The organism is Phycicoccus jejuensis, from assembly GCF_044797865.1.
GTDB lineage: Bacteria > Actinomycetota > Actinomycetes > Actinomycetales > Dermatophilaceae > Phycicoccus > Phycicoccus jejuensis.
The window spans coordinates 2,119,520-2,145,948 of sequence record NZ_CP085209.1 but is presented as its reverse complement, the minus strand read 5'-3'; the positions used below and the strand labels follow the sequence as shown (position 1 = coordinate 2,145,948).

The following is a 26,429-nucleotide window of genomic DNA, read 5'->3' as shown; positions in this document are numbered from 1 at the left end:
GCGGCACGAGTTCTCCGGAGCGGCTTGACAAAGATACCCCTAGGGGTATTAACTCAGCCCAGCGTCCTAGGGGACATCTTCGGCTGCACGAAAGACGACAGAGCAAAACCGTGGACGGCGGGCCTACCCGACCGTGGCCGGTGTCCCGTCGCCGGCGGCCCCCCGGCCCCACGCCGTCCCAGACGCTGCCGCGCCACCCGTCGCGTCCGCCTCACCGTCGAAGGAGCTCCCGTGAGCCGCATCCAGCCCCACGTGCCCGTTATCGTCCCGATCGACACCCCCAGCCTGGGCGACCGCTCCTACCTGACCCACGACGGCCGGGTGGCGGTCGTGGTCGACCCGCAGCGCGACATCGACCGCGTCCTGGACCTCGCCGCTGCCGCCGGGGTGCGGATCACGCACGTCTTCGAGACCCACGTCCACAACGACTACGTCACCGGCGGCCTCGCGCTCGCCCGCCTGACCGGCGCGGCCTACTACGTCAACGCCGCGGACGAAGTGGCCTTCGAGCACACCCCCGTCGCGGACGGCGACGTCGTCGAGGTTTCCCCGAGCATGCGGGTGCGCGTCATCGCGACCCCAGGGCACACCCTGACCCACCTCGCCTACGCGCTCGAGACCTCCGGCGAGGACGGCGACACCGTCGGCGTCTTCACCGGTGGCTCGCTGCTCTTCGGGGCGACCGGCCGGCCCGACCTGCTCGGCGACGAACACACCGACGCGCTCGTCCATCACCAGTTCGCCTCCGCGCACCGGCTTGCCGACGACCTGCCGGACCACACCCACGTCCTGCCCACGCACGGCTTCGGGTCGTTCTGCTCGGCCGGCTCCACCGGCGGGAGCACGTCGTCAACGATCGGCGTCGAGAAGCGACAGAACTCGGCGCTGACCGACGACGAAGCCACCTGGGTAGCCGCCACCCTCGCCGGGCTGGACGCCTACCCCGCCTACTACGTCCACATGGCTCCGGCCAACAGCGCCGGGCCCGACGCCCCGGACCTCAACGCCCCGCAGGAGGCCGACAAGTCCACGCTGGTCGCGCGCCTCGCCGCTGGCGAGTGGGTCGTCGACCTGCGCACCCGGACGGCCTTCGCCGCCGGCCACGTCCCCCGCACCCTCAACATCGGCCTGGACGGTCAGTTCGCCACCTACCTCGGCTGGCTCATCCCGTGGGGCACTCCCCTCACCCTCCTCGGGGAGGACGCCCAGCAGGTCGCCGACGCCCAGCGCGAGCTCGTCCGCATCGGGATCGACCACCTCGCCGGAGCAGCCACCGGCTCCCCCACCGACTGGACCGACGAGCCGCTGGCCGCCTTCCCCCGCGCCGTCTTCGCCGACCTCGCCCAGGTCCGCCACCACCGCCGGATCGGCGTGCTGGACGTCCGCCGCGCTTCCGAGTTCGCCGAGCAGCACATCGACGGCGCAACCAACATCCCGCTCCACGAGCTCCTCACCCGCCTGGACGAGATCCCCGCCGGCGAGGTGTGGGTCCACTGCGCAGGCGGCTACCGTGCCTCGATCGCCGCCTCGCTCCTCGCCGCGCACGGCCACCGGGTCGTCGCCGTCGACGACAGCTTCGCCGAGCAGGCCGCCCGCTCCGGCCTGCCCCTCGTCACCGCCGCCTGACCCCCACCCTTTACCGACCGAAGGAGACCTCCGTGTGCCGCCCCGCCACCTGTCCCACCTGCGGCCTCACCACCTGGGCCGGCTGCGGCCAGCACGCCGACCAGGTGATGGCCAGCGTCCCCGCCGGTTCCCGCTGCATCTGCCACGTCCCGACAGAGCCGGCCCCTCCGGCCACGGGCCGCTAGCCGCCCCAGCCCACCGAACCGGGCGCCCGGACCCCCTCCCGACGGCGCCCACTGTGGCCACCACGCCGCCCCGCGGCACGGTCGCCACGACCGCCGGGGGCAGGAGCCTCATCTCACCCGGAGGCCCTGCCCCCGGCACCTCGACCAAAGGAGCCCCACCGTGTCCGCCCTCGTCCTGCCCGTCGGACTGCTCATCGGCCTGTCCCTCGGCGCCCTCGGCGGCGGCGGCTCGATCCTCACCGTCCCGGCCCTGGTCTATCTCCTGGGTCAGGACCCCCACCACGCCACGACCAGCTCCCTGCTCATCGTCGGCGCCACCTCGCTCATCGCTCTGGTCCCGCACGCCCGCCGCGGGAACGTCCGCTTCGGGCAGGGCCTGACCTTCGGCGCGCTGGGGACGGCCGGGTCCCTCGCCGGGACCGCCGCCGGCGCCCACGTCCCCGCCGCCGTCCTCCTTGCGTCGTTCGCCGCGCTCATGCTTTTCGTCGCCGGCCTCATGCTGCGCCGCTCCCTCCGGTCCAACCCCGCCGAGGGCGACCCCTCCGTCGGGCCCCATGACCCTATGCTCACCCTGCGCCCGCTGCGGTGCGCATGCCCCCGGGTGGTCAAGCTCGTCGTCACCGCCACCGTCGTCGGTCTGCTCACCGGGTTCTTCGGGGTCGGCGGCGGGTTCGCCCTCGTCCCCGCGCTCATCCTTGTGCTCCAGCTCCCCATGCCCGTGGCCGTCGGCACCAGCCTCCTCGTCATCGTCGTCAACAGCGCCACCGCTCTCGCCGCCCGCGTCACGACAACGACCGCCGAGCAGGACTGGCCCCTCATCGCCACCTTCACCGCCGTCGCCGTCCTCGGCAGCCTCGTCGGCGGACGGATCAGCACGCTCGTCACCCCCCGCCACCTCACCCGCGCCTTCGCCCTCCTCCTGACGGCCGTCGCCCTCTACACCGGAGCACGCAGCGCCCTGCAGCTCTCCTGACCGGAACGTTTGCTCGCCCTCGCCATCTCCAAGGATGGCAATCTGAAACCACCGACTCGACTCCAAGACAGAACAATTCGGCCTTGAGTGGGTTGGCCGCAAGTCCCATCGGTAACGGCCAGAGCCACCAGCCGAGAGGGAAATCTCGCTCGTGGCATGAAGGACATCGCTGAGCCAGTTCACGCGAACCCGCGGCGCCCCATGAGCGGATGGAAGAGCTGCCGGTAGACCCGGACGCACCGCAGACGGGCCGCCGACAGGAACGTCCCTACAACCTTCAGCGCGAACCGCAGGCAGCCCTGCTTATCGGCAGGCGAGAGTTTGTTCGCGCTGGCCACCTGGCGTTCGAAACTCGCGCGGACCGAGCGGCGCGCCTGCACTTCCCTCGATGCCGCCGCATCACACGAAATGCGGCAGCGCCCCGCCCGACGTGGTGGTCGGACGGGGCGCCGTGGTGTCGGTTCGGCGGCTGTGGCGTCAGCTCCCCCTGCGGAGCCGGCCAGGCCACCTGGCCTCCAGTCCAATCCACCGCGAGCCCCTGCGCCCTTGGTGCTTCGTCCGTCCTCACCGGTTCCGCCCTGCACGGAGTGGGTGAGTACCGACCCGAACTGCTGGATTCACTTGTCGTCCCGAAGACTTCTCGGGTGGCTTCCCTGCCAAGCCCTACGGGCTGTCGCAGACCGGATTTCGTCGGGCCCCTGCGACCCTCTGTCCTACCCTTCCGCTGACGATGACTTTACCCGGCCTTTAACCTCCGCGCAGGGCTTTCGCAACGAAACCTCGGAACGCGACGAGCGAAGAGGTCGGCCAGTGCGTCGATCTCTACGGGACTCGGGGGCATCCCGGTCCGAGCGACGCGGAAACCGCAGCCTCTGGGCAAGGCTGTCGCCCACCGAGGGCCGCTCAAGGCAAGCGGACATGGCGCTGGCGGCGAGCCGGTACCGGTCGGTCGCAACCACCCGCACCCGTCCGGCCTCGCTGTCAAGGTAGACCCCGTGCAGCCGCTCCTCCGTCGGTTCGTGGCTGACCGCGTACCTCACCTCACGCAGGGCCTGGACTAGGGCGGTGGCGGGCAGGGTGCAGTGGTACATGGGAGTCTCCGTGTTCTTGAGCAGGTCATGGACGATGGAGATCTCCCTGCGTGCGTCGGCCAGGCCCGCTTCTAGCCGGTCCAGGTGGGCCGCCAGGACCGGTCCCGCGTGCGTCGGCTCGGCCACCACTGTCCGGATCTCGTCCAGTGGGAGGCCGACCCGCCGCAGGTGCGCCACCAGACGTGCCTGGCGAACCTGGTCCGGCCGGTAGTAGCGATACCCCGACGACGGGTCCACCAGCGCCGGCGGCAGCACATCGGCCCCGTCATAGAAACGCAGTGCGCTGACGGGCAAGCCGCTCAGAGCTGACACCTTGCCGATGCCGAGCAGTTCGTTCTCCACGACTGCAACCTCCCGTCTCGACCTACTTGAGGGTCAAGGCCGACATCGTGCCCTACCGCGTGCCCGCCCGGCCGCCTCCCATCCGGACCGTCGCGGTGAGCCGAACGAAAGGCCGGCCCCTACCCGGACCATTGCACCCGTGCCGAGGCCAGCACCTCGCTGTAGGGGCACCCATAGGCGGCTACACATTCGCCGCGGATCGCCACTTTTCGCCGCTGCAGCGGCGTGGCCCAGAGACGGCTACTCCGTTGGGCTCGAACGGCTAATCCATCGGAACGCGGTTGTTGCCCGTTCGACCTGAAGTACCCCTTCCACGTAGTCGCGTTTACTCGTCTCACGAGTCTCCCCAGGTCTGCTTAACCGACCGTTAGGACGACGCGCCGAGCCGGTATCGCACCACTCTCCGGCGCAGGGTGGGCGACGCCTCGACCTCATAGCCTGCGTCGAGGAAGACCTGAAGCAGCCCGACCGACGCCTCGTCCCAGATCACGGTCTTCCCCGGTAGTGGCTCGGTGGGGTAGCCCTCGAGGACGAGAGCACCGACCTGCCTGCCGTATTCGACAGTGGCGGCCGCGAGCTCGTACATCAGCCCCTTTCGACGGAAGCCCTTGCGCACGACGAAGCAGGTCACCGACCAGACGCCCTCACGGTCGGGATCCATCCGCATCCACGACTTCTGCCGGGCCCAGATTCTCGGGTAGTTCTGCCGCGGCTCTACCGCTACCCATCCCGCCGGCTCGTCGTCGATGTATCCCACGAGGCCGGCCGTGCCGCAGCCGGCCTGCACCAAGAGCGCGGCATCGCGCTCATCCTGAGTCGTGTCGCGCCAGATCCAGCCCGGCACCTTGAGCGCCTGGCAGCGGCACTTGCTGGCGCCGCCGGCGTCGAACACGGCCTCGACGTCCTTGCTCGTCGCGTCGTTGGCCGGTCGCCAGCTGAACTCGGGCATACCGTGAGACTAAAGGCGAGGCCCGTGCCAGCTGCGACGCCGTAACAGTCGTTCCGTGACTTCGGCGGTGCGTCCCTCCGCCTCCAACGAGGCGGCGGAGGCGGGTCCGACCTGTCTCTCGAACCCGCCGCAACAACTCCCCCGGCTGTCGAATGCTACCCGCGAAACGCGGCACAACCTCGCTAGGCGGATGAGCGACGCGCCGCACTCCGACGAGCAGCCGCGCCCTCTCCCACGGCGCGGAGCGTTGGTATCGGGACGAACAGAGCATCTACGTCACCTGCCACGACCCGGATGAGCCGACCGCTTCGATACGCAGACAGCTCCCCCGCCGCGATCCGTCGCCGCAGCGTCTTGACGCTCACTCCCGTTCTGCGCGCCGCCGTCGCCAACGACTCCAGGTGTCGCTCAGCAATGACCGGCATACGACCACCTCCTCGCTCCCTAATGGTTGAGCGAGGGTCCCAGTGGACCCGCATGTCCTCCTGACGACGCCTCCTGTGACGCGCGAAGGACACGCGTTGTCAGCGCGCACGCGCCTCGCCTAGCTCCAACGGAGCCCGCGAAGAGGAGGCGCTGGGCATCCCACCAGTCTTCTTGCACGGGCGTGCAAACGATGCATATCCGATGCAGCGAGTAAGCGAAAGGGCCCCCGACCGGCGTTTCCGCTGGTCAGACGCCCTTTCAGCTCGCTCCCCCGGTTGGACTCGAACCAACAACCTGCCGATTAACAGTCGGCTGCTCTGCCAATTGAGCTACAGGGGAAAGTGCTGCCGCGGGGTCGCCGCAGCAGCGCCGCAACGATAGCAACACCTGGGCCGCCCGCCGAAATCGGGGTCAGTCCAGCCCGACCTGCTCGCGGACGCGGTCGATGCCGGCCTGCACGTCGTCGGCCACGCCGGGGTCGGAGATCCGCACGCCGCGCCCCAGGACGGCCTGGCTGAGCAGCGCGTTCGTCGCGAGGTCACGCCGCACGACGACCTTGGCGGTGCCTTTGCGACCCACCTCGATGGTCTCGGCGAGGACCACCGACGCCTGCACCCGCTCGCGCAGCGTCTCGGGGAACATCCCCGGCTCGGTGAGGGCGACGCGCAGCGGCGGTTCGTCGTCGACCCACGTGATGCGCAGGACGCCGTCCTCGCTCCACAGGCCGGCGTCGACGAGGTGCCAGGGGCGGGCGCTCCGCAGGACGGGCGCGGCCCCCTCCCCCTTGCCGGCACCGACGACGTGCAGGCGGTGGCGCCCGGCGACGAGCGTCGTGCCGAGGCCGTCCGTGGCCCAGGCGAGCAGCTTCTCGCCACCGGAGGTGTCGACGGCGGCGGCCACGTCGGCGGGAACGGTGGGGGCGCGCAGGCCCGTCCAGCGCAACCTCACGACGACACCCCCTGCCGCAGGCGGACCCGTTCGAGCTCGAGGGCGTGCAGGGCGGTCGTGCGCTCGCGCAGCGCCTCGGCGTCGACGTCGGGGTCGTTCTGCACCCGTCGCAGCGAGGCCATCGCGTCGGCGATGCGCCGGGTCAGGTGAGCGTCCCGGACCCCCGTCGCGAGGCTGTCGAGGTAGCGCTGCGGGGGCATCCCGGTGGAGGCGTCGTAGCGGACCGGCAGCGGCGCCACGGACAGCTCGGCCACGAGCGGACGCACCGGCGCCGCGACGGCCTCGCCGACCGCGGCGACCCAGCCGGCCGTCGAGCCGGTGCGGTGGCCGGCGGCCGCGGCGATGCGCACGCCGTCGAGCACCGCCCGGTGCGCGGGCGCGGTGAGCGCCTCGGTGGGCAGCCCGTCGAGCACGGACTCGGGGTACTGCGACGGGTACTGGAGCATCGTCTGGAGCAGCTGCCGCTCGGCGGCCACCACCGGGTCGCGCAGGTCGGGCATCGGCATCGCCGGGCCGCCCTCTCCCGGACCGGGTTCGGCGACCTCGTCGGTGCCCGTCTGCCGGCGCTCCGGCCCGTCGTCGGGGACGGCGAGCTTGCCAGCGCGGCGCACGGCGTCGGCCACCTGCTCGACCTCGACGCCGAGCCAGCCCGAGACCGTGCGGACGTACTCGGGACGCAGGCTGGTGTCGCGGATCGAGCCGATGATCGGCGCGACGGCCTTCATCGCCTGGACGCGCCCCTCGGCGGTCTCGAGGTCGAAGCGGCGGATCGTCGTGCGGACGGCGAACTCGAACATCGGCACGGCGTCGTCGACGAGGGCGCGCACCTCGGCGTCGCCACGCGCGAGGCGCAGCTCGCAGGGGTCCATCCCCTCCGGCGCGACGGCCACGAACGACTGCGCGGCCCAGCGCTGGTCCTCGCCGAACGCCTTCATCGCGGCCTTCTGCCCGGCGGCGTCGCCGTCGAAGGTGAAGACGACGCGGGCCGGGGCGTGGTCGGCCTCGTCGCGCATGATGCGGCGCAGCAGCTTGACGTGGTCGACGCCGAACGCGGTGCCGCACGTGGCCACGGCTCCCCCGACGCCGGCCAGGTGCGCCGCCATCACGTCGGTGTAGCCCTCGACGACGACGGCGCGCCGGTCGGTGGCGATGGCCTTCTTCGCGAGGTCCAGCCCGTAGAGCACGGTCGCCTTCTTGTAGATGGGGGTCTCGGAGGTGTTGAGGTACTTGGCGGCGATGCGGTCCTCGTCGAAGAGGCGGCGGGCCCCGAAGCCCACCGTGTCGCCGGTCGTGTCGCGGATCGGCCAGACGAGCCGGCCCCGGAAGCGGTCGTAGAGGCCCCGACTGCCGCGCCCGCTCAGGCCGGCCGTCGTCACCTCGTCGTCGGTGAAGCCCTTCTGCAGGAGGTGCCGCGTCAGGGCGTCACCGTCCATCGGCGCGAACCCGACCCCGAAGGTCTCGACGGCCGTGGAGTCGAAGCCCCGCTCGCGCAGGAAGTCGCGCCCGACCCGGGCGTCGGAGCGAGCCCGGTCGAGCAGCATTCCGGTGTAGTACTCCTCGGCGACACGATGGGCCTCGACGAGCCGCGAGCGCTTGCCGAGCGAGACGCCACCCTCGCGGGGGCCGCCGCCCTCCTCGTAGCGCAGCTCCATGCCGACCTTTGCGGCGAGGCGCTCGACGGCCTCGGAGAAGGTGAGGTGCTCGACCTTCTGGACGAAGCTGATGACGTCGCCGCCCTCGCCGCAGCCGAAGCAGTGGTAGCTGCCGACCGCCGGGCGCACCGTGAAGCTCGGCGTCTTCTCGTCGTGGAAGGGGCACAGGCCCTTGAGGGAACCCACGCCGGCACCGCGCAGCGTGACGTGGTCGCGCACGACGTCCTCGATGGAGGACCGCTCCTTGACCGCGGCGATGTCCTCCGCCTTGATGAGACCCGGCACCCGACCTCCCTTCGTCCGCTGCCGAGTCTAGGTCGTGCCGGCGTCAGGCCGTCGGGCGGCGGCACCACGCCCGGTGCAGCGCCAGCGCGCGGACGTCGGTCAGCGACGCCACCTGGTCGACGACGACCCGCAGTGCGGCCGCGTCGTCGGTCGCGGCGTCGTGGTCGGCGCGCAGGTCGGCGTCGAGCCGGGCGGGGTCGGTGCGGTAGGCGTCGACGAGCGCGGCGACGACCTCGCGCTGCATCTCGTAGACGGCGACCCGCTCGGCGGCGAGCATCACGTAGTGCGCGGCGACGGCCTTGAGCACCGCGCACTCGGCCCGGGCCTCGGCCGGGACGACGAGGGTCGCGCCGTGCCGGGCCAGGGCGTCGTCGCCGTGGGCGGCCCGGGTCGCGACCTCGACGGCGACGGCGAACCGGCCGATGAGCCGCGAGGTCATGTCCTTGAGCGCGGCGAGAGCGGCCCGCGAGCCGTCGTGGACCTCGGGCACCGCCCCGGTCGCGAGGACGCGCTCGAGCGCGGCGCCCAGGGCGTCGGCGCCCAGGCCCGGCTCGTAGACGCGGCCGGCGACCTCGAGCACGGCGTCGACGTCGGCGCCGTCGCGCAGCCGACGCGGGTCGAGCCAGCCCGACGCGATGGCGTCCTCGACGTCGTGCACGGAGTACGCGACGTCGTCGGCCCAGTCCATCACCTCGGCCTCGAAGGCCCGGCGGCCCGCGGGGGCGTCGGCGCGGAACCAGGTGAAGACGTCGAGGTCGTCGTCGTAGACACCGAACTTGGTCGTCGGCGTCGGGCCGCCGCCGCGCCGCCAGGGGTACTTCGTCGCCGCGTCGAGGCTGGCCCGCGTGAGGTTGAGCCCGGCCGGACGGCCGTCGGCGTGCGAGCGCTTGGCCTCGAGCCGGGTCAGGAGCCGCAGGGTCTGGGCGTTGCCCTCGAACCCGCCGATGCCGGCCGCCACGGCGTCGAGCGCCGACTCGCCGTTGTGCCCGAACGGCGGGTGGCCGAGATCGTGCGCGAGGCAGGCGGTGTCGACGACGTCGGGGTTGCAGCCGAGCGCGGCGCCGATCTCGCGGCCGATCTGCGCGACCTCGAGCGAGTGGGTGAGCCGGTTGCGCACGAAGTCGTCGGACGACGGCGCGACGACCTGCGTCTTGGCCGACAGCCGACGCAGCGCCGAGGAGTGCAGGAGGCGGGCCCGGTCGCGAGCGAAGTCGTCGCGGTCCGAGAGCTTCTGCGCCGGGTCCTCGGCGACCCAGCGCTCACGGTCGTGCGCGGAGTAGGTCACCCGCCGGAGCCTACGACCCGCGCGCCGCCTCGGCGGCGGCAGCGGCCCGGGCCACCCAGGACGGCGGCGTGCCGTAGCGCTGGAACTTGACGAGCCGCCCTGCGGCACAGTCCTCGACGAGCTCGGCGAGGCGCTTGTCGCGGGTGGCCTGCTGCTTGGCGTCCTGCAGCCAGTGCGTGACGATCTTGCGGTAGCCGGGGGTCGCGACGGCCCAGAACGCGGCGGCCGCGGGGTCGGCGGCGAGGGCGGCCTCCTGCTCGGGCGTGAGGGCGGCCGCGGGCTGCTCGAAGGAGTAGGTGCCGGTGCGGTCCTCGCGGCGCAGGGCGAAGGCGGCGAGGCCGCTCGGCTGCATCCGGCCCTGCGCCGTCAGCTCCTCGACGGCGCGGACGTTGACGGCGCTCCAGTTGCTGCCCTTGCGGCGCGGGGTCCACCGCTGGCGGCGTGCCTCGTCGTCGATGCGCTCGGCCCGGCTGTCGATCCACCCCCAGCACAGGGCCTCGCGCACGGCCTCGGCCCACGTGATGCCCCCGCGGCCGGAGTCCTTCTTCCACAGCCCCATCCAGAGCTCGGGCGCGGTGTCGTGGTGCGCGGCGAGCCAGCGCCCGAACTCGGCGGCGTCGGCGAAGAACAGCGCCGGCCGCTCGGCCGTGCCACCAGGGGTCCCCGTCGACTCGCTCACGCGGCCATCCTGCCGCGCCCCACCGACACCGCGCAGCCCCGAGCCGGCACGCAGGACCTCCCACGCCGCCGCGAGGCTGCTGCGTGCCGCGGGAGCTTCCGGGTGTGGCGCCCAGCGGTCGGGTGGTGGACCCGGCGGTGGACCCGCCGGTCCACCTCCCGGTGGACCCGCCCGCGACGGGGCCGCCCGTAGGGTCGAAGGCATGAACCGCCGCTACCTCTCGTTCGCCGCCCTCGCCATCACGCTGCTCTACGGCGCGAGCTTCGCGCTCTTCGACGGCGGCGCCCCCAAGGGCTACGCCGCGATCGGCGGGGTCGTCGTGGCCCTGGCCTGGATCGCCGTCGGCGTGTTCGGGCGCGACACCGACCACGCCTGACGCGGACGGAACGGCGCGTCAGCCCCCGGAGACCGACAGCTCGGCCTGGGCGACCTGCGCGCGCTGGGCGTCGTCGAGCTCGCGCGAGAGCAGCCAGTTCTCCGGCAGCGCGACGACCCGGGGCGAGCCGGCCCGGCCGCGCGGCCCCTCGGCCGGCTCCCCCGGCCAGGGCGCGTCGAGGTCCATCGTCGCGACGAGGTCGTCGAGCGCGGCGAGCGAGTCGACGAGCGCCAGCTGGTTGCGCACCGTCGAGCCCGCCGGGAACCCCTTGAGGTACCAGGCGATGTGCTTGCGGATGTCGCGGCAGCCGCGCAGCTCGTCGCCGTCGTAGAAGTCGACGAGGTACTCGGCGTGCCGGCGCAGCACCGACGTCACCTCGCGCAGGCCCGGTTCGACCCGGTAGTCCGACCCGGCGAACGCCGCGGCGAGGTCGGTGAACAGCCACGGCCGCCCGAGGCACCCGCGCCCGACGACGACGCCGTCGCAGCCGGTGCGCCGGACCATCTCGAGCGCGTCCTCAGCCGACCAGATGTCGCCGTTGCCGAGCACCGGCACCGTCGTCACGGCCTCCTTGAGGCGCGCGATCGCCTCCCAGTCGGCCGTGCCGGAGTACGACTGCGCGGCGGTGCGCCCGTGCAGCGCGACGGCCGAGACGCCCTCGGCCTCGGCGATGCGCCCGGCGTCGAGGTAGGTGACGTGGTCGGCGTCGATGCCGATGCGCATCTTGACCGTCACCGGCACGTCGTACGGCGCGGCCTCGCGGACGACCGCGCGGACGATGCCGCGGAACAGGTCGGTCTTCCACGGCAGGGCCGAGCCACCGCCCTTGCGCGTCACCTTGGGCACCGGGCAGCCGAAGTTGAGGTCGATGTGGTCGGCGCGGTCCTCGGTGACGAGCATCCGCGCGGCGAGCCCGGCGGTCGCGGGGTCGACCGAGTACAGCTGCACCGACCGCGGCTGCTCCTGCGGGTCGTGCGAGATGAGGCGCATCGTCTCGGGGGTGCGCTCGACGAGCGCGCGCGAGGTGACCATCTCGGCGACGTAGAGGCTCGTCGCACCGGACGCCCCACCGGCCTCGAGCCCGGCCGCGCCGTACTCGCGGCACAGCCGCCGGAAGGCGCGGTTGGTGATGCCGGCCATCGGCGCGAGGACGACGGGCGACTCGACGACGTGCTTGCCGATGCGCAGCGGCGGCAGCACGGGAGCGGGCGTGGTGGGGGCGGTGGTGGCGGTCATGGCGCCGTCCATTGTCACCGAGGGAGGGCGGGATGCGTGAATCGGCGGCTACGGTGACGCGATGGCGCACCCGCCGATGTTCGACGAGGACGACCCGCTGCTGCACCGCCTGCGCGCGGTGGCGCTCGCGCTGCCGGACGCGGCCGAGAAGGTCAGCCACGGGCACCCGGCGTTCTTCACGACCAAGGTCTTTGCGTACTTCGGGGGCTCGCGGCGCGTCGACGGCGCCTGGGAGAGCCACGAGCAAGCGGTGCTCGTCCTCCCCGACCCCGCCGAGCGCGAGGCGCTCCTCCACGACCCGCGCGTGTGGGTCCCGGCCTACCTCGGGCCGTCGGGATGGCTCGGGCTCGACCTGGACGCCGGCGCCGACTGGGACGAGGTCGCCGAGCTCGTCGAGACCTCGTACCGGCGCACGGCCGGCGTGCGCCGGGTCAGGGCGCTGGACGCTCGCTGACCCCGTCGCCCACGGGCCCACGCCGGGCCCAGGAGACGAGCTCCCAGAGGGCGGCGACCGTCTCGGCCGGGTGCGTCAGGGGGAAGACGTGCAGCCCGCGCGGCACCGTGACGACGTGGACCCACGGGGCCGAGCGCGCGGCACGCCGGAAACGCCCGGCGTCGACGCGCAGCTGGTCGAGCTGCCCGTTGACGAGCAGCACCGGCGCGGTCACCTGGGCGAGCATCGAGGGGCGGCACTCCCCCATCACACCGCCCCACGCGGCGGGGATGCCGTCGAACCCGTAGCCGGCCTCCTTGAGCAGCGCGGCGAACGCCGGCGGCAGCATCGTGTCGAACTGCCGGTCGAGCGCGCGCGACATCCGGTCGGCGCCCAGCCGCTGCTCGACCCCGGCGATCGCTCGGTAGAGCGCGGCGCCCGGGCCGGCCGGCACCGCCGACGCCCCGAGGAGCGCCAGCCCGGCGAGCCGATCGGGATGCCGTGCGGCCCACGCCATCACCAGGTAGCCGCCGAGGCTGTGACCGGCGAGGACGACGGGCACGTCGGGGTCACCGGCCTCGACGGCCTCCCCGACGACCGCGAGCGCGCCGTCCCAGGTGAACGGCTCGCCGCGGCGGGCCCCGTGCGCCGGCAGGTCCGGCAGGACGAGCTCGACGTCCGGGCCGAGCAGCGCCTCGTAGCGGGCCCACATCGCGTGGCTTAGCTGCGAACCGTGGACGAGGACGAGCCGGACGGGACGAGGCACGGGGTCATCCTCGCGCACCCGCCCGACGCCGCGGACCGGTGGTTGGATGGCCGGGTGAGCGCCCTCATCACCGCCGACGACCTCGCGACGGCGCTGGCCCGCGGCGAGGTCCGCGTCCTCGACGTTCAGTACGCGCTGACCGGGACGCCCGGGCGCGAGCTGTACGCCGCCGGCCACGTGCCGGGGGCGCCCTTCCTCGACCTCGACACCGCGCTCGCCGGCCCGCCCGGCGCGCAGGGGCGCCATCCCCTGCCCGACCCCGACGTGCTCCAGGCCGCGCTGCGGGCGTGCGGGGTCGGCGACGACGACGCCGTGGTCGTCTACGACCAGCGCACGTCGCTCTCGGCGGCGCGCGCGTGGTGGATTCTGCGCTGGGCGGGGCACCCGCAGGTGCGCGTCCTCGACGGCGGCCTCGCGGCCTGGCAGCGCGCCGGGCAGCCCGTCACGACCGACGTGCCGTCGCCGGAGCCGGGCGACCTCGTCGTCCGCGCCGGGTCCGTCCCCGTGCTCGACGCCGACGGCGCCGCTGCGATGGCTCGCCACGGGGTGCTCCTCGACGTGCGCGCCCCCGAGCGCTACCGCGGCGAGGTCGAGCCGATCGACCCCGAGGCCGGCCACGTGCCGGGGGCCGTCAACCTGCCGATGACCGAGATGCTGACCGCGGACGGGACGTTCCTGTCGCCGGCGCGCATCCGCGAGGTCGCCGCAGCGGCCGGCGTGCACCGCGACACCCCCGTCGGCACGTCGTGCGGCTCGGGCGTGACGGCCGCGCAGATGGCTCTCGCGCTGCACGAGGTCCGCATCGACGCCGTGCCCTACGTCGGGTCGTGGAGCGGCTGGATCGCGGACCCGTCGCGCCCACGGGCGACCGGCCCGACCCCCTGAGCCCGGGGCGCGTCAGAGCGCCCAGGCGCCCGTGAAGGGTTGTGTGTCAGGCGAGTAGCGCGCGACGGCGTCGAGCTCGGCGACCCGGTACATCCGTCCCTCGATGACGTCCCACGCCAGCAGTCGGCGCACCGGCCCGTCGCGGCCGACCGAGCGCGACTCGAGCAGCACGGTGTCGCGCGGCCCCCACCCGAGCGGCCGGTAGGCGAAGAGCGGCGCGTCGTTCGGGGCCGCGAGGATGCGCGGCTGCGGGCGCACGTCCGACTGCGCCGCCATCAATCCCTGCATCCGGCCGAGGGTGGCGTTGGAGGCGCCGAAGAACGTCGCCCGGCAGGCCCATCCCTCGATGTTGGAGATCGGCTCGCCGTACGCGTCGATCTCCGGGCCGTCGAGCGAGCGCAGCGACAGCAGGCGACCGGCGCCGGAGAAGGTGCGGATCATCGGCCGGCCACCCGAGACCCCGATGTCCGCCCAGCCCGGCACGATCTCGCCCCCCGCCCGCACCACCGTGCCGCGCCGGGTGTCGACGAGCCAGCGACCGGTGCTGCTCGTCGCGACGACGGTGTGCCCGTCCGGGGCCCAGCCGGCGGTCACGAGGTTCTCGTCGCGCACCGGGATGCGGAAGGTCCGGGCGCTGCGCACCTCGAGGATGACGACCGCACCCGGCTGCGCGAAGACCAGCCGGTGCCGGTCGGTGTCGATGGTGCGCGGCCCGAGCGGGACCCCGCGGGCGCCGGCCGTGTCGGCCGTGGGACGCAACGGCGCCATCGGCACGAGGAGGCCGTCGGGGGTCTGCCGCGGGAGGAAGAGGACCGGCTGGTAGCGGGCCGGCTCGACCTGGACGAGGAACGCGGCGCGCACCGACGCCCTCGAGCCCGCCGCCGAGAGGAGCTCGAGCGGGCGGTCGGTACCGGGTCCGAGCCGCCCCGGCAGGGCCAGCTCCGGCGCGTCGGGGTAGGGCGGCAGCAGCTCCTCGTCGACCGGGGCGAGGTAGACGCCGATGCCCGCGACCTCGAGGCGGGTCAGGCGTCCGTCGCCCTCGCTCGTCGTCGGGCTCGGGCGGGGCGCCGGTGGCTCGGGGTCGCCGCCGAGTCTGACGGCAGCCGCCACGCCGGCGACGAGCACCGCTCCGCCGAGCAGCGCGCCGCGCCGTCGCACCCGCCGGCTCCGCGCCGCGGTCTCCTCCGCGGCCGCCGCGAGCGGCGGCTCCTCGACCCCGTCGGCGACGAGCGCGAGCAGCGCCCAGGGATGGGCGTCGTCGCCGGTCGCCCCGGTGGATGCGGCGCGCAGGGCGTCCTCGGCGGTGTCGAGGTCGGCGTGCACGTCCTCGAGGGGGCGGCCGACGACGGTCGCGACGTCGCCGGGGTGCCGGTCCTCGAGCCAGGTGAGCACCGCGACCGAGCGCTGCCGCGGGGTGAGCGCGGCGAGCGCCCGTCGGACGGAGGTGCGTCGGGCCTCGACGGCGTCCCCGGCGTCGTCCGGCACCGGGACCGGCTCGAGGTCCCCGTCACGGGGCGGGCGGTGCTCGGCGGCCGCGACGGCCCGGCGGTGCAGCTCCCGCCGCAGGGCGGCCTCGGGCCCCTCCTCGCGGGCGACGGCCCAGTCGCGCGCGACGGCGGTCAGCGCCTCCAGCGCGACCCGCTCGCCCGTCCGCGCGTCGCCGCAGACGAGCACCGCCGACCGGACCGCAAGCCCCTCGTGGGCGGAGGCGAACTCCGCGAACCCGGCTCGCGCCGCCGCCCGCCCGGCCTCCTCGCCCGACATCCGCCACCTCCTCGCGACATCGTCGCACCGATCTGGTTCCATCGAGCCCATGGCGCAGGCATCGCAGGTCCGCTCCGGCCCCGACCGCGCGGAGGTCGACCGGGCGCGCGCGACCGCCCTCGACGCCGAGGCCGCGGCCCGCGCCGGCGACCTCGACGCCGCCGTCGCGGGCTGGCGCGAGGCGTGGCCGGTGCTCTCCGCGACACCGGACGACGGCGTCGGCCTCGCCGCGTGCCTGCGCACCGTCGTCCTCATGGGCAACACCGACCGGGCCCTCGACCTCCTCCTGCCGCGCGTCGACCGCGTCGAGGCGCTGACCGACCCCACCGAGCGCCGATGGCTCGCCGCGTCCGCCGCCTGGACCCTCGGCCACGGCATGCGCCTCGGGATGGTGCCGTCGCGCGTCGCGCACGACGACGTCGAGGCCGCCCGCGCCCGGCTCGACGACCTCGCCCGCGGGCTCTGCGCCGACGACGAGGATCGAGCGGCCCTCGAGCGGGCCCACGACGACCGGGCCGTCTCCCCCGGTCCGGCCCTGCCGCCCACCCGACTGCCGCTGCCCCCGACCGGCGAGGCCGGGCTGCGCGCGGCGGCGAGCGGTGCCGAGGTCGTCGCCCTCGCCGAGCGCGCGCGGGCGTGGCGACGCACGCTCGACCCTGCGCTCGAGCGCCTGCTCCACGGCTGGCTGGAGACCCGCGAGCAGACACTGCCGCTGCTCACCGAGCCGGCGCACCGGGCGGCTGCGGCCCTGCTCGACCGCAGCTCCGTGCACCTGCTGCGCGACCCGGTGCGCGAGCGCCTGCGTCTCGACGAGGCGCTCGCCGCGGCCGGGCGCGGGCTCGACGACGAGGGCGTCGCGCACGCGCGCTGCGAGCTGCTCGTCCTCGACGCGCGCGAGGCCGCCGCCTCCTTCGGCGCCGGCGCTCCCGAGGTGGAGCGGGCGCGACGCCGCATCCTCGACGCCGTCGACGCGCTCGAGGCCCGCGGATGGACCGAGGCCGCCGCGGCGAGCCGTCGCTGGTACGCGCTGTCGGCCCGCCCGGACGACGCCGCCGACCACCTGCTGCGCGCCGCTGACGCGTACGCACGCCTCGGCCAGCCGGCCCGCCGGGCCCTCTGCCACCTCGACGCCGCTCCCCTCGTCCTCGCCCGCGATCTCCCGGCCGGGCACCGGTTGCTCGACGCCGCCGAGGAGCTCGCGGCGGGGCATCCCGTGCTCGCGGTCCAGGCGCTCGACCTGCGCGCCCGGGTGGCCCGCGCCGCCGGCGACCTCGACACCGCCGACCGTCTCTACGAGCGCGCGGCCGCCGCCCCGGGGGTCCCGGACGGCACGCGCACGTCGGTGCTCTTCGCGTGGTGCGACCTGCTCGTCGACCGCGCCGACTGGGAGGGCCTGGAGCCGCGCGCCGCGGACGCCCTCGCGCTCGCGGTGCGGCTGCGCGACCCGCTCTCGCTCGCGGTCGCCCAGCGCCACCTCGGCCTCTCGTGGGTCGAGCAGGGGCGGCCTGCCGAGGCGGTGGAGCTGCTCGCCGCCGCCCTGCCGGTGGTCCGGCGGGACGCGCCGGAGCTCGTCGGCCCGACCGCCTGGGCGCTCGGCAACGCCTCCCTCGCCCTCGGTGCCTGGGAGCCGGCGCGCGGGGCGTTCGTCGTCGCGGGCGACGCGTTCGAGCAGGGCGCCCGGATCGAGGAGGCGAGCCACGCGCGCTACCGCGCTGGCACTGCGGCCTGGGACGGCGGCCACCTCGACGTCGCCGCGACCGACCTCGACGCGGCCGTCGCGCTGGCCCGCCGCAGCGAGACCCTGCCGGTGCTCCTCGAGGCGCTGCGCTCACGCGCGGCGGTGCGCGCCGAGTCCGGTGACGTCGACGGCGGCCTCGCCGCGCTCGACGCCGTGCTCGCCGACGTCGCGGTGCTCGCCGCCCGGCTGCCCGAGGAGCGGCACGGCGAGGAGCCCTTCGACGCCGAGGTCCTCGAGCCGGACGTCCTGCGCGAGGGTGCGCACGTCCTCGCCGGCGCCGGCCGGTTCGACGAGGCGCTGGCCCGGCTCGACGCCGCGGTGGCGCTCGTCGGCGGCGACTTCGCCCTCGTCCTGCACGCCGAGCGGGGCGTCCTCCTCGCCGAGGCCGGCCGGCTCGCGGATGCCGAGCCCGTGCTCCGCGGGTCGCTCGACGCCCTCGGCGAGGCCGGGATGCGCGAGGAGCAGGTCGAGGTCGCGGCGGCCCTGGCCCGGGCCCTCGAGCGCGCCGGGCGCATCGAGGAGGCCGAGTCGGTCTGGGCCACCTGGGGCGACGAGGACTGAGCCGACTCAGCGCGAACGTGTGTGAAACCGCCGGGCTCCACCGGCGGTTTCACACGCGTTCGCGGGAGGAGGGGGCGCGGACGGTCAGGTGGGGCGCAGCAGGCGGACCCGGCCGATGCGGTGGCCGTCGACGTCGAGCACCTCGATGACCCTGTCCTGCACCGGGACCCGGTCCCCCGCGACCGCGACCCGTCCGAGCTGCGCGAGGACGAAGCCGCCGACCGTCTCGTAGGCGCCGGTGTCGGGCAGCTCGACCCCCGTGCGCTCGGCGAACTCCTCGAGCGTCGAGCGGGCGTCGAGCACCTCGCCGTCCGGGTCGACGGCCTCGCGCGGCACGACGTCGCGCTCGTCCCAGATCTCGCCGACGAGCTCCTCGACGAGGTCCTCGAGCGTGACGATGCCGTCGGTGCCGCCGTACTCGTCGACGACGACGGCGATGTGCGCCCGCTCGTGCCGCAGCGTGGTGAGCGAGGGCAGCAGCCGGTTGGTGCCGGGCAGCGCGACGATCGGCCGCGTCACGTCGCGCACCGTCCGTGCGTCGCCGCCGGACGCCTCGTGCAGGTCGCGGACGTGGACGAAGCCGAGCACGTCGTCGAAGTCGCTGCCGATGACGGGGTAGCGCGAGTGCGGCCGGCCCGCGACCTCGGCGACGGCCTCCGCGAGCCCGAGGTCGGCGTCGAGGAAGGCGACCTCGTGACGCGGCGTCATCACCTCGGTCATCGTGTGCTGCGACGCGCTGAAGACCTCGGCGAGCACCGCGCGCCGGTCGGCCGGGATCGCGTCGGTCGAGGTGACGAGGTGCTGGAGCTCCTCCTCCGAGATCTCCTCGCCGGAGGCCTTGGGGTCCAGCCCGAGCAGGCGCACGACGCCGTCGGTCGAGACCGACAGCAGCCGGATGACGGGCCGCATCAGCGCGGCGAAGCGGTCGACCGCCGGCGCGACGAGCAGCGCGACCGCGGTCGAGCGCTGGAGGGCGATCCGCTTGGGCACGAGCTCGCCGAGCACGAGCGAGACGTAGGCGATGGCCACGGTCAGCCCGAAGAGCGAGACCGTCGCAGCCGCGCCCTCGGGCAGGCCCCAGCCCTCGAGCACGGGCGTGAGGTACGGCGAGATCGTCGAGGCGCCGAACGCCGCCGAGAGGAACCCGGCGAACGTGACGCCGATCTGGACGGCCGCGAGGAAGCGGTTGGGGTTGCGGGCGACGCTGGCGACCTTCGCGCCCCGGCCACCCTGCCGCTCGAGCTGGACGAGCTGGCTCTCGCGCAGCGACACGAGCGCCAGCTCGGTGCCGGCGAACACACCGCCGACGAGGACGAACACCACGACGAGGGCGATGTCGCCCAGCACGGCCGGCACGATCGGTCAGCCCCTCTCGACCGGCGTCAGCAGCCGACGAGGCGCTGCGCGAGCCAGCCCTCGACCTGGTCCAGGGCCACCCGCTCCTGCGTCATCGTGTCGCGCTCGCGGATGGTCACGGCGTGGTCCTCGAGGGTGTCGAAGTCGACGGTGATGCAGAACGGGGTGCCGATCTCGTCCTGGCGGCGGTAGCGGCGGCCGATCGCGCCGGCGTCGTCGAAGTCGATGTTCCAGTTCCGGCGCAGCGTCGCGGCGAGGTCGCGGGCCTTCGGCGAGAGGTCGGCGTTGCGCGAGAGCGGCAGCACGGCGGCCTTGACCGGCGCGAGGCGCTTGTCGAGCTTGAGCACGACCCGCTTGTCGACCCCGCCCTTGGTGTTCGGCGCCTCGTCCTCGGTGTACGCGTCGACGAGGAAGGTCATGAGCGAGCGCGAGAGGCCGGCCGCCGGCTCGATGACGTACGGCGTGTAGCGCTCGCCGCTCGCCTGGTCGAAGTAGACGAGGTCGGTGCCCGAGTGCTTGCTGTGGGTCGTGAGGTCGAAGTCGGTGCGGTTGGCGATGCCCTCCAGCTCGCCCCACTCGCTGCCGGCGAAGCGGAAGCGGTACTCGATGTCGACGGTGCGCTTGGAGTAGTGGCTCAGCTTCTCCTGCGCGTGCTCGTAGTGGCGCAGGTTGTCCGGGTCGATGCCGAGGTCGACGTACCAGCGGGTGCGCTCGTCGATCCAGTACTGGTGCCACTCCTCGTCCTCGCCGGGCTTGACGAAGAACTCCATCTCCATCTGCTCGAACTCGCGGGTGCGGAAGATGAAGTTGCCCGGCGTGATCTCGTTGCGGAAGCTCTTGCCGGTCTGGGCGATGCCGAACGGCGGCTTGCGGCGCGAGGACTGCATGACGTTGAGGAAGTTGAGGAAGATGCCCTGCGCGGTCTCGGGGCGCAGGTAGTGCAGGCCGGACTCGTCCTCGACGACGCCGAGGTAGGTCTTGAGCAGGCCGGAGAACTGGCGCGGCTCGGTCCACTGGCCGCGGGTGCCGCAGTTCGTGCAGGCGACGTCGGCGAGCTGCACGTCGTCGGGGTTCTCGATGCCCTTCTTCTCGGCGACGGCCTCCTGGAGGTGGTCGGCCCGGAAGCGCTTGTGGCACGAGAGGCACTCGACGAGCGGGTCGGAGAACGTCGCGACGTGGCCGGAGGCCTCCCACGTCTGGCGCGGGAGGATGACCGAGGAGTCGAGGCCGACGACGTCGTCGCGGCTGGTCACGGTGCTCTTCCACCACTGCCGCTTGATGTTCTCCTTGAGCTCGACGCCCAGCGGCCCGTAGTCCCAGGCCGACCGCGTCCCGCCGTAGATCTCGCCGCACGGGAAGACGAAGCCCCGGCGCTTGCAGAGGGAGACGACGGTGTCGACGACGGAGGTGGGGGCAGCCATGGCGCCAAGGCTATACAGGGGCGGCGGGGCGCTCCGAACCGGTTTGCCGCGGGCCCGTAGGCTGGTCCACCGTGTCGACCCTCCGCGAGTCCTTCGAGCGGGCCAGCCTGCCCGCGCTGCGCCGGCTGGACGCCCTCCCCCGGGCGCTCCCCTTCCTCCTCGTGCTCGTGCTCGTCGTCGCCGGCATCCTCCTGCCCTCGCCCGGCTGGCTGCTCATCGGCGTCGTCGTCCTGCTCCTCGGATGGATCCTCGCGCTCGCGTGGCCGCGCCTGTCGACGGCCGAGCGCCTCATGCGACTCGCGGTCGTCGTCCTCATGGTCGCGATCCTCCTGACCCAGGCCTTCCCCCGCACCTGACGGGACGGTCGCCCCGAGCGATTTGACAACGGTTCTCATCCCGAATGAGAATCGTTGTCATGAAGCGCGCTCTCGCCACCCTCGCCGCCGCCCCCCTCCTCGTCCTCGCGGGCTGCGGGAGCAGCGACCCCGGCTCCGGTGGCTCCGGCGACAAGGCCCTCGAGGTGTCGGCCGCGTTCTACCCGCTCCAGTGGGTCTCGCAGCAGGTCGGCGGCGACCTCGTCGACGTCCGCGCGATGACCAAGCCGGGCGCCGAGCCGCACGACCTCGAGCTGACCCCGAAGGACGTGGGCGAGCTCGCGCAGTCCGACGTCGTCCTGTACCTCAAGGGCTTCCAGCCGGCCGTCGACGACGCCGTCGCGAGCCAGGCGAAGGACGCCGCCTTCGACGTCTCGGCCGACGCCGACCTCAGCCTCACCGCCACCGAGGAGGGCCACGACCACGCCGGCGAGAGCGCGCAGGAGCACGCCGACCACGCCCACGAGGGGAGCCAGGACCCGCACTTCTGGCTCGACCCGGTCCGCTTCGAGAAGGTCGCCACCGCCGTCGGCGAGCGCTTCGCGACGGCCGACCCCGAGCACGCCGCCACCTACCGGGCGAACGCCTCGACGGTCGTCGGCGAGCTGAAGGCCCTCGACGCCGAGTTCCGCACCGGCCTCGCGCAGTGCGAGAGCAAGGAGCTCGTCACCGGGCACGCCGCCTTCGCCTACCTCGCCCAGCGCTACGGACTCTCGCAGGAGGGCATCGCGGGCATCTCCCCCGACGCCGAGCCCGACGCCGCCACGCTGCGCGACCTCGCGGCCCACATCGAGGAGCACGGCGTGAAGACGGTCTACAGCGAGACGCTCGTCTCCCCCGCCCTCGCCGAGACCCTCGCCCGCGAGACCGGGGCCACCGTGCAGGTCCTCGACCCCATCGAGGGGATCACCGACTCCTCGGCGGGCACGGACTACCTTGAGGTGATGCGCAGCAACCTCGCGACGCTCGAGAAGGGCCAGCAGTGCCGGTGAGCGACGCCCCCCTCATCGACCTGCGGTCGGCGGCCTTCGGGTACGCCGACCGCACGGTCGTCTCCGGCGTCGACCTCACGGTCCGTGCCGGCGAGGTCGTGGCCCTGCTCGGCCACAACGGCTCCGGCAAGTCGACGCTCGTCCGCGGCCTCCTCGGCCTGACCGAGCAGCAGGGCGGCGAGGTCCGGCTGCTCGGGGTGCCGCGCGCGGAGCTGCACGACCACACGCGCATCGGCTACGTGCCGCAGCGCCATTCGCTGTCGGCGACGGTGCGCGCCACCGTCGCCGAGATCGTCGCCGTCGGGCGCCTGCCGCACCGCCCGTGGTGGAAGCCCGCCGGGCGCACCGACCGCGACGTCGTCGCCGCCTCGATCGCCGCCGTCGGCCTCGCCGACCGCGCGGACGAGGAGGTCGCCTCACTCTCCGGCGGGCAGCAGCGCCGGGTGCTCATCGCCCGCGCCCTCGCCGGGCACCCCGACCTGCTCGTGATGGACGAGCCGACCGCCGGCGTCGACCGCGCGAGCCAGGACGCCCTCGCCGCGACCCTCCGTGACCTGGCCGCCGACGGCACGTCGATGCTCATCGTCACCCACGAGCTCGACGCCCTGCGCGACGTCGTCTCCCGCATCGTCTGCATGGACGACGGCCACCTCGACTTCGACGGTACGCCGCCGCAGTACGCAGCCCACCTCGCGGCGCACGCCCCCGGCGCCGGTCACCACCACGACGACCACCACCACCCGACCCGCCCCGCGCCGGTCGGCGGCCCCTTCGACGCGCCCCGGGAGGTGCACCCGTGAGCGAGATGCTCGCCCTGGACTTCATGCGCCAGGCGTTCGTCGCCGCGCTCCTCGCCGGGATCGCCGCGCCGCTGGTCGGCACCTTCCTCGTCCAGCGGCGGATGTCGCTCATCGGCGACGGGATGGGCCACGTCGCCCTCGCCGGCGTCGCGGTCGGCATCCTCACCGGGTCGCAGCCCGTGCTCAGCGCCCTCGTCGCGGCGGTGCTCGCCGGGGTCGCCATCGAGCTGATCCGCGCCAGCGGCCGCACGAGCGGAGACGTCGCGCTCGCCGTCATGTTCTACGGCGGCATCGCGCTCGGCGTCGTGCTCATCGCGCGCTCGTCGGCGAGCAACCCCTCGAACCTCACCGCCTACCTCTTCGGGGCGATCCTCACGACGAGCGGCGGCGACCTCGCCCTGCTCGCCGCGCTCACCGTCGTCGTGCTCGTCGTGACGACCGTGCTGCGGCAGCGGTTCTTCGCGGTCGCCAACGACGAGGAGTACGCGCGCTCGGCGGGCCTGCCGGTCCTCGCCTACAACCTCGTGCTCGCCGTGCTCACGGCGGTGACGGTCGTCGTGTCGATGCGGATCGTCGGGCTGCTGCTCATCAGCGCGCTGATGATCGTCCCCAACGCCACGGCGCAGCTGCTGGCCCGCAGCTTCGGGGCGAGCGTGCGCTGGGCGGTGCTCGTCGGCGTCGTCTCGAGCGTCGGCGGGGTGGCGGTGTCGTACGAGGCGGGCACGCCGTCCGGCGGCACGATCGTCCTCATCGCCATCGGCCTCTTCCTCACGGTCACCGTCGTGACCGGGCTCGTCGGCCGCGCCCGGCGGGCCGCGCACCGCCGCGCCGAGCGGCACGACCACGAGCACGGCCCCCGGTGCGGCCACGACGCCGTCGAGCACGACGACCACGTCGACTACCTTCACGACGGCCACCGCCACGCCGCCCACGAGGGGCACTACGACGAGCACGGCCACCACCACGCACCCGAGCACGACCGGCCGCAGGAGGCAGGGACCCGATGACCGAGCAGACGCAGGCCGCCCGCCGGCCCACCCGCCAGCGGGCCGCGATCGCGCAGGCGCTCACCGGCACCGTCGAGTTCCGCTCCGCCCAGGAGATCCACTCGTCGATGGCCGGCGACGGCACCCGCGTCGGGCTGGCCACGGTCTACCGCAACCTCCAGGCGATGGCCGCCGACGGCGAGGTCGACGTCATCCGCACCGCGGACGGCGAGGCGGTCTACCGCTCGTGCGCGACCGACGACCACCACCACCACGTCGTGTGCCGCTCCTGCGGCCTCGCGGTCGAGGTCACCGGCGACGCCGTCGAGCGGTGGGCCGAGGCCGTGGCCGCCGAGCACGGCTTCACGCAGGTGCGCCACACCGTCGAGATCGACGGCCTCTGCGCGGAGTGCGCGGCACGCCGCTGACGTCCGTCGGGCGGGGTCAGCCGGCCGGGGCCTCCGGCACGCCGGGTGCGTCGACGGCGCCGCCGTACCGCCGCTCGCGGTCGACGTAGGACTCGACCGCGGCCCAGAGGTCGCGGCGGTCGTAGTCGGGCCAGAGCCGGTCCTGGAAGACCATCTCGGCGTAGGCGCTCTGCCACAGGAGGAAGTTGCTCGTGCGCTGCTCACCGGAGCTGCGGACGAAGAGGTCGACGTCCGGCATGTCCGGCTCCGGCAGGTAGCGGGCCACGGTGCGCTCGTCGACGCTGCGCGGCTTGAGCCGGCCCGCGGCGACGTCCTGCGCGAGGCGCTGCACGGCGTCCCCGATCTCGGCGCGGCCGCCGTAGTTGACGCAGAAGTACAGCGTCAGGCCGGTGTTGTGCCGCGTCATCTCCTGGGCCGTCTCGAGCTCCTTGATGACCGAGCCCCACAGGCGTGGCCGCCGGCCGACCCAGCGCATCCGCACGCCCCACGCGTGCAGCTGGTCGCGGCGGCGACGGATGACGTCGCGGTTGAAGCCCATGAGGAAGCGGACCTCGTCCGGGCTGCGCTTCCAGTTCTCGGTGCTGAAGGCGTACGCCGACAGGTGCGTGACGCCGACCTCGATGGCGCCCGCGACGACGTCGAGGAGCGCGGCCTCGCCGGCCTCGTGGCCCTTGGTACGGGCGAGCCCGCGCTGGTTGGCCCAGCGACCGTTGCCGTCCATGACGACGGCGACGTGGCGCGGCATCCGCGACGCCTCGATGACCGGGGCCTGCGCGCCGCTGGGGTGCGGGAAGGGGCGCTCGTAGGGGGTGGGGCCGCTCACCGCTCCACCATACGGAGGCTGCGGATACCGCGTTCGAGGTGCCACTGGAGGAAGGCCGCGGTGAGGCCGCTGCCCTCGCGGCGCTGCCGGGGGTCGGCGTCGTCGGCGAGCGCCCAGTCCCCGGCGAGGAGCGCGGCGAGCAGACGCAGGGTGTCGGGGTGCGGGGCGGTCGAGCCGGGCGCGCGGCACACCGGGCAGACCGCGCCGCCGGCCGCGACGTGGAAGGCGCGGTGCGGGCCGGGCGCGCCGCACTTGGCGCAGTCGTGGAAGCTCGGGGCGTACCCGCCGATGGCCATCGCCCGCAGGAGGTAGGCGTCGAGGACGAGGCCGGGGTCGTGCTCGCGGTGGGCCAGGCTGCGCAGCGCGCCGGCGAGCAGGAGGTACTGCTGGAGGGCGGGCTCGCGCTCCTCGGTCAGCCGGTCGCAGGTCTCGAGCACCGCCGTGGCCGCCGTCCACGCGGGGTAGTCGCGGGCGATCGCCTCGCCCCACGGGTCCATCGTCTCGACCTGGGTGACGGTGTCGAGGGTGCGGCCCTCGTAGCACTGGAGGTCGATGTGCATCCCCGGCTCGAGACGCGCCCCGAACCGGGAGCGGGTGCGGCGCACGCCCTTGCCGACGACCCGGAGCTTGCCGAGGCGCCGGGACAGGACGGTGACGATGCGGTCGGCCTCACCCAGCTTGTGGGTGCGCAGGACGATCGCCTCGTCGCGGTAGAGGGGCACCGCACCATCATCCGCCCCCGCACCGACATCCCCGGCGCCGCCCCGCCGACGACCCCGCCCCGGACATCCCCGCACGTGCGGGGTTGTCGCTGTCCGGCGCCCTCCCAGCGCACGCCAAGCCCGCACGTGCGGGGTTGCCGCTGTCCGACCCCCTCCCGGCGCACGACAAGCCCGCACGTGCGGGGTTATCGCGGTCCGAGCCCCACCCCAGCGCACGTAAAGCCCGCACGTGCGGGGGTTATCGCTGTCCGGCGCCCTCCCAGCGCACGTAAAGCCCGCACGTGCGGGGTCGTCACGACCCGTTGACGACCTGCACGCGACCGTGGC

At 74.1% G+C, this 26,429-nt stretch carries 25 protein-coding genes and 1 tRNA gene; 11 read left to right on the top strand and 15 right to left on the bottom strand.

The genetic code is table 11. The features are described from left to right. Window positions 1-231 precede the first annotated feature (231 nt). Both LG324_RS10120 and LG324_RS10115 read left to right on the top strand, forming a co-directional pair. The gene (locus LG324_RS10120; RefSeq protein ID WP_404347550.1) at window positions 232-1,626 is read left to right on the top strand and encodes a rhodanese-like domain-containing protein; all 1,395 of its coding nucleotides are present in this window, start codon (window positions 232-234) and stop codon (window positions 1,624-1,626) included. Window positions 1,627-1,971: 345 nt separating this feature from the next. Then, window positions 1,972-2,784 carry a sulfite exporter TauE/SafE family protein gene (locus LG324_RS10115; protein ID WP_030529337.1) on the top strand — a complete coding sequence of 271 codons (813 nt, stop codon included), beginning with the start codon at window positions 1,972-1,974 and terminating at the stop codon, window positions 2,782-2,784. 713 nt (window positions 2,785-3,497) lie between these two features. Here LG324_RS10115 and LG324_RS10110 read toward each other — a convergent pair. The 8 genes from LG324_RS10110 to LG324_RS10075 all read right to left on the bottom strand — a co-directional run bounded on the left by LG324_RS10110 (window position 3,498) and on the right by LG324_RS10075 (window position 10,441). Further along, window positions 3,498-4,217, bottom strand: coding sequence for a MerR family transcriptional regulator (locus LG324_RS10110; protein WP_404347548.1), 720 nt, complete (start codon window positions 4,215-4,217; stop codon window positions 3,498-3,500). 367 nt (window positions 4,218-4,584) lie between these two features. Then, window positions 4,585-5,166: a GNAT family N-acetyltransferase gene (locus tag LG324_RS10105; protein WP_404347546.1), complete on the bottom strand. Its 582-nt coding sequence runs from the start codon at window positions 5,164-5,166 to the stop codon at window positions 4,585-4,587. Window positions 5,167-5,348: 182 nt separating this feature from the next. Continuing rightward, window positions 5,349-5,591: an excisionase family DNA-binding protein gene (locus tag LG324_RS10100; protein WP_404347543.1), complete on the bottom strand. Its 243-nt coding sequence runs from the start codon at window positions 5,589-5,591 to the stop codon at window positions 5,349-5,351. Window positions 5,592-5,858: 267 nt separating this feature from the next. Beyond that, a tRNA-Asn gene (locus LG324_RS10095) sits at window positions 5,859-5,931 on the bottom strand. Window positions 5,932-6,003: 72 nt separating this feature from the next. Continuing rightward, on the bottom strand, window positions 6,004-6,540 hold the full coding sequence (locus LG324_RS10090) for a hypothetical protein (RefSeq protein ID WP_404347541.1): 537 nt from the start codon (window positions 6,538-6,540) through the stop codon (window positions 6,004-6,006). Then, entirely contained in the window at window positions 6,537-8,477 is a 1,941-nt protein-coding gene (gene dnaG, locus LG324_RS10085) for a DNA primase (RefSeq protein ID WP_404347539.1), read from the bottom strand. Before dnaG ends, LG324_RS10090 begins: the two co-directional genes overlap by 4 nt. 43 nt (window positions 8,478-8,520) lie before the next feature. Next, complete coding sequence (locus tag LG324_RS10080) at window positions 8,521-9,762, bottom strand: deoxyguanosinetriphosphate triphosphohydrolase (RefSeq protein ID WP_404347536.1); 1,242 nt, start codon at window positions 9,760-9,762, stop codon at window positions 8,521-8,523. A gap of 10 nt (window positions 9,763-9,772) precedes the next feature. Continuing rightward, a complete protein-coding gene (locus LG324_RS10075; RefSeq protein WP_404347534.1) occupies window positions 9,773-10,441 on the bottom strand; it encodes a YdeI family protein in 669 nt (222 codons plus the stop codon). 202 nt (window positions 10,442-10,643) lie between these two features. On the opposite strand from LG324_RS10075, the gene LG324_RS10070 reads away from it, so the two are divergent. Next, entirely contained in the window at window positions 10,644-10,817 is a 174-nt protein-coding gene (locus tag LG324_RS10070; RefSeq protein WP_169742091.1) for a hypothetical protein, read from the top strand. A gap of 18 nt (window positions 10,818-10,835) precedes the next feature. Here the strand turns inward: LG324_RS10070 and dusB are convergent, their stop codons facing one another. Further along, window positions 10,836-12,053, bottom strand: coding sequence for a tRNA dihydrouridine synthase DusB (gene dusB / locus LG324_RS10065; protein WP_404347532.1), 1,218 nt, complete (start codon window positions 12,051-12,053; stop codon window positions 10,836-10,838). A 61-nt stretch (window positions 12,054-12,114) separates the two neighbouring features. Between dusB and LG324_RS10060 the strand changes: the two genes are divergently transcribed. Next, complete coding sequence (locus LG324_RS10060; protein WP_404347530.1) at window positions 12,115-12,507, top strand: MmcQ/YjbR family DNA-binding protein; 393 nt, start codon at window positions 12,115-12,117, stop codon at window positions 12,505-12,507. Here LG324_RS10060 and LG324_RS10055 read toward each other — a convergent pair. Continuing rightward, window positions 12,485-13,252 carry an alpha/beta fold hydrolase gene (locus tag LG324_RS10055; RefSeq protein WP_404347527.1) on the bottom strand — a complete coding sequence of 256 codons (768 nt, stop codon included), beginning with the start codon at window positions 13,250-13,252 and terminating at the stop codon, window positions 12,485-12,487. The two genes, LG324_RS10060 and LG324_RS10055, sit on opposite strands and share 23 nt — an antisense overlap. 54 nt (window positions 13,253-13,306) lie before the next feature. Between LG324_RS10055 and LG324_RS10050 the strand changes: the two genes are divergently transcribed. Beyond that, a complete protein-coding gene (locus tag LG324_RS10050) occupies window positions 13,307-14,137 on the top strand; it encodes a sulfurtransferase (RefSeq protein ID WP_404347525.1) in 831 nt (276 codons plus the stop codon). Between the two features lie 12 nt (window positions 14,138-14,149). On the opposite strand, the gene LG324_RS10045 is transcribed toward LG324_RS10050, so the two are convergent. Next, window positions 14,150-15,901 (bottom strand): hypothetical protein, encoded by a 1,752-nt coding sequence (locus LG324_RS10045; RefSeq protein WP_404347523.1) that lies wholly within the window; start codon window positions 15,899-15,901, stop codon window positions 14,150-14,152. Window positions 15,902-15,950: 49 nt separating this feature from the next. Between LG324_RS10045 and LG324_RS10040 the strand changes: the two genes are divergently transcribed. Further along, complete coding sequence (locus LG324_RS10040) at window positions 15,951-18,200, top strand: hypothetical protein (RefSeq protein ID WP_404347521.1); 2,250 nt, start codon at window positions 15,951-15,953, stop codon at window positions 18,198-18,200. 84 nt (window positions 18,201-18,284) lie between these two features. On the opposite strand, the gene LG324_RS10035 is transcribed toward LG324_RS10040, so the two are convergent. Continuing rightward, window positions 18,285-19,547 carry a hemolysin family protein gene (locus tag LG324_RS10035; RefSeq protein ID WP_404347519.1) on the bottom strand — a complete coding sequence of 421 codons (1,263 nt, stop codon included), beginning with the start codon at window positions 19,545-19,547 and terminating at the stop codon, window positions 18,285-18,287. A gap of 35 nt (window positions 19,548-19,582) precedes the next feature. Beyond that, window positions 19,583-20,977 carry a glycine--tRNA ligase gene (locus LG324_RS10030; RefSeq protein ID WP_207022975.1) on the bottom strand — a complete coding sequence of 465 codons (1,395 nt, stop codon included), beginning with the start codon at window positions 20,975-20,977 and terminating at the stop codon, window positions 19,583-19,585. A gap of 71 nt (window positions 20,978-21,048) precedes the next feature. On the opposite strand from LG324_RS10030, the gene LG324_RS10025 reads away from it, so the two are divergent. From LG324_RS10025 to LG324_RS10005, 5 genes are read left to right on the top strand one after another with little or no spacing between them, the layout of a single operon-like run. Then, the gene (locus LG324_RS10025) at window positions 21,049-21,333 is read left to right on the top strand and encodes a DUF6703 family protein (RefSeq protein ID WP_030529322.1); all 285 of its coding nucleotides are present in this window, start codon (window positions 21,049-21,051) and stop codon (window positions 21,331-21,333) included. 59 nt (window positions 21,334-21,392) lie between these two features. Further along, complete coding sequence (locus tag LG324_RS10020) at window positions 21,393-22,343, top strand: metal ABC transporter substrate-binding protein (protein ID WP_404347516.1); 951 nt, start codon at window positions 21,393-21,395, stop codon at window positions 22,341-22,343. Next, on the top strand, window positions 22,340-23,143 hold the full coding sequence (locus LG324_RS10015) for a metal ABC transporter ATP-binding protein (protein ID WP_404347514.1): 804 nt from the start codon (window positions 22,340-22,342) through the stop codon (window positions 23,141-23,143). The genes LG324_RS10020 and LG324_RS10015 overlap by 4 nt, the downstream gene beginning before the upstream one ends. Then, window positions 23,140-24,150, top strand: coding sequence for a metal ABC transporter permease (locus LG324_RS10010; RefSeq protein WP_404347511.1), 1,011 nt, complete (start codon window positions 23,140-23,142; stop codon window positions 24,148-24,150). Before LG324_RS10015 ends, LG324_RS10010 begins: the two co-directional genes overlap by 4 nt. Beyond that, entirely contained in the window at window positions 24,147-24,557 is a 411-nt protein-coding gene (locus tag LG324_RS10005) for a Fur family transcriptional regulator (protein ID WP_030529318.1), read from the top strand. The genes LG324_RS10010 and LG324_RS10005 overlap by 4 nt, the downstream gene beginning before the upstream one ends. Window positions 24,558-24,573: 16 nt before the next feature. On the opposite strand, the gene LG324_RS10000 is transcribed toward LG324_RS10005, so the two are convergent. Both LG324_RS10000 and recO read right to left on the bottom strand, forming a co-directional pair. Continuing rightward, the gene (locus LG324_RS10000; protein WP_030529317.1) at window positions 24,574-25,380 is read right to left on the bottom strand and encodes an isoprenyl transferase; all 807 of its coding nucleotides are present in this window, start codon (window positions 25,378-25,380) and stop codon (window positions 24,574-24,576) included. Further along, window positions 25,377-26,102: a DNA repair protein RecO gene (gene recO / locus LG324_RS09995; RefSeq protein ID WP_404347507.1), complete on the bottom strand. Its 726-nt coding sequence runs from the start codon at window positions 26,100-26,102 to the stop codon at window positions 25,377-25,379. The genes LG324_RS10000 and recO overlap by 4 nt, the downstream gene beginning before the upstream one ends. Window positions 26,103-26,429: the final 327 nt, after the last annotated feature.

Bases quoted from the DNA above. Each gene is read 5' to 3' on its own strand.
- LG324_RS10020 (WP_404347516.1), top strand. From the start codon at position 21,393: ATGAAGCGCGCTCTCGCCACCCTCGCCGCCGCCCCCCTCCTCGTCCTC.
- LG324_RS10045 (WP_404347523.1), bottom strand. From the start codon at position 15,901: ATGTCGGGCGAGGAGGCCGGGCGGGCGGCGGCGCGAGCCGGGTTCGCG.
- LG324_RS10070 (WP_169742091.1), top strand. From the start codon at position 10,644: ATGAACCGCCGCTACCTCTCGTTCGCCGCCCTCGCCATCACGCTGCTC.
- LG324_RS10105 (WP_404347546.1), bottom strand. From the start codon at position 5,166: ATGCCCGAGTTCAGCTGGCGACCGGCCAACGACGCGACGAGCAAGGAC.
- LG324_RS10030 (WP_207022975.1), bottom strand. From the start codon at position 20,977: ATGGCTGCCCCCACCTCCGTCGTCGACACCGTCGTCTCCCTCTGCAAG.
- LG324_RS10040 (WP_404347521.1), top strand. From the start codon at position 15,951: ATGGCGCAGGCATCGCAGGTCCGCTCCGGCCCCGACCGCGCGGAGGTC.
- LG324_RS10060 (WP_404347530.1), top strand. From the start codon at position 12,115: ATGGCGCACCCGCCGATGTTCGACGAGGACGACCCGCTGCTGCACCGC.
- LG324_RS10100 (WP_404347543.1), bottom strand. From the start codon at position 5,591: ATGCCGGTCATTGCTGAGCGACACCTGGAGTCGTTGGCGACGGCGGCG.
- LG324_RS10005 (WP_030529318.1), top strand. From the start codon at position 24,147: ATGACCGAGCAGACGCAGGCCGCCCGCCGGCCCACCCGCCAGCGGGCC.
- dusB (WP_404347532.1), bottom strand. From the start codon at position 12,053: ATGACCGCCACCACCGCCCCCACCACGCCCGCTCCCGTGCTGCCGCCG.